This window comes from Rhodospirillales bacterium RIFCSPLOWO2_02_FULL_58_16, from assembly GCA_001830425.1.
GTDB lineage: Bacteria > Pseudomonadota > Alphaproteobacteria > Rhodospirillales > 2-02-FULL-58-16 > 2-02-FULL-58-16.
In genome coordinates this window covers 50,065-56,064 of the sequence record MIAA01000052.1, presented here as the reverse complement: position 1 = coordinate 56,064, position 6,000 = coordinate 50,065, and the positions used below count along the sequence as shown (strand labels likewise).

7 protein-coding genes are annotated in these 6,000 nt (G+C 60.0%); all 7 read left to right on the top strand.

Going from position 1 to position 6,000, the window contains the following annotated elements; translation table 11 throughout:
- On the top strand, window positions 1–1,036 hold a 1,036-nt coding region (locus A3H92_11965; GenBank protein ID OHC73276.1), incomplete at its 5' end, for a hypothetical protein.
- A gap of 90 nt (window positions 1,037–1,126) precedes the next feature.
- Window positions 1,127–2,368 carry a hypothetical protein gene (locus A3H92_11960; GenBank protein OHC73275.1) on the top strand — a complete coding sequence of 414 codons (1,242 nt, stop codon included), beginning with the start codon at window positions 1,127–1,129 and terminating at the stop codon, window positions 2,366–2,368.
- Between the two features lie 727 nt (window positions 2,369–3,095).
- On the top strand, window positions 3,096–4,079 hold the full coding sequence (locus A3H92_11955) for a C4-dicarboxylate ABC transporter (protein ID OHC73373.1): 984 nt from the start codon (window positions 3,096–3,098) through the stop codon (window positions 4,077–4,079).
- A 49-nt stretch (window positions 4,080–4,128) separates the two neighbouring features.
- Window positions 4,129–4,377 carry a hypothetical protein gene (locus tag A3H92_11950; protein OHC73274.1) on the top strand — a complete coding sequence of 83 codons (249 nt, stop codon included), beginning with the start codon at window positions 4,129–4,131 and terminating at the stop codon, window positions 4,375–4,377.
- Between the two features lie 99 nt (window positions 4,378–4,476).
- Entirely contained in the window at window positions 4,477–4,860 is a 384-nt protein-coding gene (locus tag A3H92_11945) for a hypothetical protein (GenBank protein OHC73273.1), read from the top strand.
- Between the two features lie 120 nt (window positions 4,861–4,980).
- Window positions 4,981–5,496 (top strand): adenine phosphoribosyltransferase, encoded by a 516-nt coding sequence (locus A3H92_11940; GenBank protein OHC73272.1) that lies wholly within the window; start codon window positions 4,981–4,983, stop codon window positions 5,494–5,496.
- A 7-nt stretch (window positions 5,497–5,503) separates the two neighbouring features.
- Window positions 5,504–5,998, top strand: a complete 495-nt coding sequence (locus tag A3H92_11935; GenBank protein ID OHC73271.1) for a hypothetical protein — start codon at window positions 5,504–5,506, stop codon at window positions 5,996–5,998.
- Window positions 5,999–6,000: the final 2 nt, after the last annotated feature.

Here is a 6,000-nt window from a genome sequence, read left to right as displayed (position 1 = left end):
CCGCGTCGGCATCGACGCCGCCGCCAAAAGCCCCAACCTGACCATCGGCGCCAAGTTCGAGTGGTCGTTTGAAGCCGGCTCCAACAACGACGCCGCCACCAGCCAGACGAACAACACCAACGCCAGCCGTGGCGTGCAGGACATCCGTCATTCCGACATTTACTTCGCCACCCAGTACGGCAAGCTGTCCATGGGTCACGGCAGCAGCGCCGCCAAGGACGCGGCCAACTCCGACCTTTCCGGCACCACGGTGGCGATGAGCGTCGGCGAGCCGCTGTCCAGGGGCATGGGCTTCAGCGCGGATATCCTTGACGCGGCGGGTGTTTCACAAGGCACCGTCGGCGGCGCCGCCTCCAACACCAGCGCCGCTATCCAGGTTGCCGACGTTATGCTCAGGGCCGACGGCGCCAGAAGGAACCGCATTCGTTATGACACCCCCAGGTTCGCCGGGTTCGGCGCGGCCGTCAGCCACGGTCAGGCCGATGTCAGCGAGTACAGGCTCGATTACGCCGGTGAACTTTTCGACACCAAGCTCGCCGCCGCCGTCGCCGCGCAGACCGCTTCGGCCTCGACGACACAGTTTGAGAGAATGTATATCAGTTCAATTTCCGCCAAGCACAAGAGCGGCGTGAACCTGACCTACTCTTACGCGGTGCAGAATCAAAACGGCTCTACCTCCACCGGCGCTATCGGCGTGGCGGGCACCGGCACGGGCAGCAACACGGACGGACGCCGTCCGGCGACGCACTATTCCAAGATCGGCTATTCCCGTGACTTCTTCGGCATCGGCGACACCAATCTGGCTATCGACCATCAGATCACCTTCGATGGCAGCCGGGGCGGCGACCGCGCCGTCAAGTGGGGCGGCGGCGTTGTCCAGAACCTCAGCGCTTATGGCACTGAACTCTACGCCACCTACGAGAATGTTTCTTATACTCGGGGATCGACTCGGACTCTCGCCACTCCCTCCGTCACTAACGTCAATGGTTACAATGAAATCAACGCCGGCTACTTCGGCGCCCGCGTGAAGTTCTAAAGACTGTTATCGACGCCGCTCCTCAGGGTCATCCCTGGGGGGCGGCATCGGCTTATCGCAAAGTTACAGAGTTAACGGAGGGGAAGCTCAATGAATACATATCGCTTGATGCTGTTGGGGACTGTGGCGGCGGGTTTTGCCGTCATGACAGTCGTTCCGGCAGTCGCCGGAGACGTCAAGAAGGAAGTCACGTTGTACGGCCAGGTCAGTCGTCTGGTCGGCATCCAGGATGACGGCCACAGCACGACGGTCAATCACTACGGCAACGACATTACCAGATCGCTTGTCAATATTGACGCCACCGCCGAGTCGGAAAATCTGACCATCGGCTCCAGGTTTGAATGGTCGTTTGACGCCGGACTCAACATCACCGAAGGACAGTCGGCCGCCGCCACCACCCAGACGATGAACACCAACGCCAGTCGCGGCACGCAGAACGTTCGCATATCCGACATCTTCTTTGAGACCCGGTACGGCAAGCTGTCGATGGGTCACGGCGAGTCCGCCGCCATGGACGCCACCAATTCCGATCTTTCCGGCACCGGGACGGCGATGAGCGTCGCCGAGCCTCTGTCCAGCGGCATGGGCTTTGTGCCGAAGCTCGGCAATTGGGAACGGCAAGCCGGGGGCACCGCCGCCGCCACTAACGCCGGCATCAGGGTTGCCGATGTTCTGGTCAGGCATGACGGCTCCAGGTCGAACCGCGTTCGTTATGACACGCCACGGTTCGCCGGGTTCGCCGCCGCCGCCAGTCATGGCCAAGCCGATGTCGGCGAGTACAGGCTCGATTACGAAGGCGAATTGCTGGACACCGAGCTGGCCGCCGCCGTCGCCATGCAGAATGCTTCGGCCTCGGCGACTCAGTTTGAGAGAATGTATCTCGGTTCGATTTCCGCCAAGCACAGCAGCGGCGTCAACCTGACCTACGCTTACTCGGTGCTGAATCAGGCCACTAATGCCAACCAGGGCGGGAACGGCGCAGGAGACGCGGCTGATCCGGGCAGCAATACGGCGGGACGCAGGCCGACAACGCATTATGCCAAGCTCGGCTATTCCCAGGACTTCTTCGGCCTCGGCGACACCAATCTGGCCGTCGACTGGCTTCTCACCGCCGACGGCAGCGTGGGCGGTGATCGCGCCGTCAAGTGGGGCGGTGGCGTTGTCCAGAACCTGGATGCTTACGGCGTCGAATTGTTTGCCACCTACGAAAACATTCATTATACCCGAGGCAGTTCTTTCGGTGATCGCACGGGGACGGACGTCAGTGTGACCAACACCAACGGGTACGAGGCTATCAACGCTGGTTATATCGGCGCGAAAGTCGCTTTTTAAGGAGTCGGCAGAGAAAACATGAATCTAATGGCGTTTATGCGGATTGTCGCGCCGATGTTGTTTGCGGCATTGATGCTCGGCTCCTGTATCAAGGCAAGACCCCTGGAAGAGGAAAAGTCAGGCGGTCTGTTTACCGGAGCGTCAGGAGAGTGGGTCGTCTACCAGGACGGCACGAGAGGTAAACGAAAGTAGGTTCATTCGGTTGCTTAAATCAATACCCCCGTTCGCCGTTCGGCGGACGGGGGTTTTGTTTTGACCCCACATACAGAAACCACGGATGAAGAATCTGCTGAGAGTCTTTCGCCGTTTATCAAATATCATAACTTCGCGCCTTTGCGCCTTCGCGTGACCGACCATGTTTCACGCAAAGACGCGAAGACGCGAAGCCATGATGAAGGGTAAGCCGTCATGCGGATTGAAAAAACAGTTTTAATATCTGCGTTTATCCGTGCTTATCCGTGGCTAAAAATTACTTCCTGGCCGCGCCCGCCGGTGTTGCCGGTTTTAGGCTTCGGTTTTTGGGGAAGGTCCTGCTAATATCAGGCCATCGGGGACGGGGGGAGGCTTGGTGCGTAACGCGATTATCGGCATTGTCATCGGCATCGTCGTCGGCGTGGCCCTGGGGACCACGGTGATCGCGCCCAGGCTGGCGCCTGTTCCGTCGTCGGCCCATGCTTCGTCACAAACCAACGCCGGGGAAACGGGGGGGGGGCCGGTAACAGCCGAATTGCCGGCCGCTTCCGCGCTGCCCACCGTGCGCTGGAAAATGGCCGGCGCCTATGCTTCGTCACTGCCGCAACTGGGGGCGCCGGCCAAGCGGCTTGAAACGAATGTGTGGCGGGTTTCCGGCGGCGATATTGAAATCAAGTTTCACGAGCCGGGCGTTCTTGTCCCCAAACAGGAGGTGTTTGACGCCGTAGCTTCGGGAGCCGTTGACGCCGCTTTTTCATCGCCGAGCCTTTGGGGAGGCAAGATTCCCGCCCTCAACCTGTTTTCCGCCGTTCCCTTCGGCCCATCGGCGGAAGAATACCTGTCCTGGTTTTATTTCGGCGGCGGCAAGGACCAGTTCGAGGATATTTACCACAAGAGCGGCATCCACAGCATCCTGTGCGGGGCCATGTCGCCCGAGGCTTCCATCTGGTCCCGCAAAGAGATCAAGACCGTGGAGGACTTCAAGGGCATAACCATGCACATCGAGGGTCCGGGCGCCAAGATCATGGACAGGCTGGGCGTAAAGACCAAACAGTTGAGCGGCGGCGACATCTTCACGGCTTTCGAGACGGGGGCCATTGACGCCGCCGAATTCCTGATGCCGGCCATCGACCTGGAGCTTGGCTTTCACAAGCTGGCGAGGCACTATTACATGCCCGGCCGGCGCCGGTCGGCGACCGTGTTTGATTTGATGATCAACCTGGACAAATGGGAATCTCTCGCCGTCGTCCGGCAGAGCCGGATTGAGGCGGTGTGCGGCGATAATGTCCGCTTCGGACTGGCGGAAGGCGGGGCGCTGGATCACTCCCCGGCCTTGAAGAAAATGATCGCCAACGGCGTGACCCTGCACCGCTGGCCCGCCGAAATCATGAACGCCATGAACAAGGCCTGGCAGGAAACGGCCGCCAGGGAGGCCGAGGCCGATATCGGCTTCAAACGCGCATGGTCGTCGCTGTCCGCCTTCCGCAAGAACTACGCCGCAAGAGACGAGAGTAGGTAGCGTATTTCAGCGCCTTTACCCCTTGCCGTCTCCGGCGCATATTAGGGGCATGACTACTATGGTTCTGGAACTTTACGACGCCTTGAAGGCGGCGGGCGCCCCCGAGGAAAAGGCCCAGGCCGCCGCCAAGGCCATGGTGGGCCACGACGACCGTTTCGGACGCATTGATGCCGAATTGGCAGAGGTGCGCTCCGGTGTTGCCGTCGTTAAGGCCGAGCTTGCCATGGTCAAATGGATGGTGAGCGGAATCGGCTTCGGCGTATTGTTGCTGGTTCTTAAGAGCTTTTGGCCGGTTTAGCTGATAATTATCGCTCGGATATAGTTGCGCACGGGCGCAACCTTCGCTAATAATACGGCTCGTTTTGCTGAGAGTCACCAGTTTTTAAGAGGAAATCCAATGAATAAGGAAAAGTTTCTGGCGTTGGGCATCGCCCTTGCCGTCGCCGTGGGAAGCAGTTCGGCGTTTGCCGGCGGACCGGACGCCAAAAAAGGCGGTGAAGAGTTCAAGAAGAAGTGCAAGCTTTGCCATGAAGTCGCGCAAGGCGCCAAGCCCAAAGTCGGCCCCACCCTGTTCGGCATCGTCGGAGCCAAGGCGGGAGCCACGGGTTTTGAGAAGTACGAAGCCCTCAAAGGCTCGGACGTCACCTGGGACGACGCCAATCTCGATAAATGGCTGACCGACCCCAAGGCTTTCACCGGCAAGGCGACCAAGATGACCGCCAAGACCGCGAAGCCCGAGGACCGCGCCGACCTCATCGCCTATCTGAAAACGCTGAAGTAAGCCGTTTTTTCTAAAGGAGAGCGCCCCCCCGTAATCCGGGCGGGGCGCTTTTTTTTGCCCACCGTCCGCAGGACGCGGTAAGATGCGTTCAGTCAGACATTAAAATATTACGGTAGCCCCATGGACATCAAAGATTACATCCGCTCGATCCCCGACTTTCCCAAGCCGGGCATATTGTTCTACGATATTTCGACACTGCTCGCTCACGAAGACGCATGGCAGGTGGCCATGGGACGCATGGCAAAGGCGATTCGTCAACATCAGCCGGATATCCTGGCCGGCATTGAATCGCGGGGCTTTCTGGTGGCGGCGCCGCTGGCCTTGAAGCTGGGATGCGGTTTCGTCATGGTGCGCAAGAAGGGCAAGCTGCCGGGGCCGACCGTCAGCTATGAGTACGCCCTGGAATACGGCGTTGACACCATCGAAATCCAGAAAGACGCGGTGGCGCCGGGGCAACGGGTGATGATTTTGGACGATCTGCTGGCGACCGGCGGCACCTTGGCCGCCTCTTGCGAGCTGTTCAGATCGGTAGGGGCCGAGGTTGTCGGCGCCGCCTGCATTATCGAGCTTACCTTTCTTAACGGCCGATCCAAACTGGACGTTCCTTTCAACGCCCTGGTCGCCTACGACGAGTAGTTAACACATGACCGCAGGGAAGCGCAGCGGCGGCGGACCAAAGGCGCTGGCGGCGACGTTGGCGAGAATCACCAAGCCTCTTTTCGGCAGGCGCGGCTTTGCCGAGGCATCGATCCTCAACGACTGGCCCGCAGTCATCGGCCCTCATCTGGCGGCTCACAGTTCTCCGCAACGGATCGCCTTCGCTCACGGCAAGCGTGATAACGGCGTCCTTCATCTGCTTATCGACAACGGCAGTCTGGCCACCGAGTTACAGCATCTGGAGCCTCTGCTGATAGAACGCATCAACGCCTTCTTCGGATATCGGGCGGTGGCCCGCGTCAGGATTATCCAGGGACCGCTCCCCGTTGCCGCGACGACTCCGCCGCCGCCCGCCGAGCACGTTCTTGACGCCGACGGCGAGGAGAAGCTGACTCGCCATCTCGCCGCCGTTGATGACCCCGATCTGCGGCCGGCGCTTGAAAGACTGGGCCGGGCGATAATGAGCGCAAAGAACGGGTAATA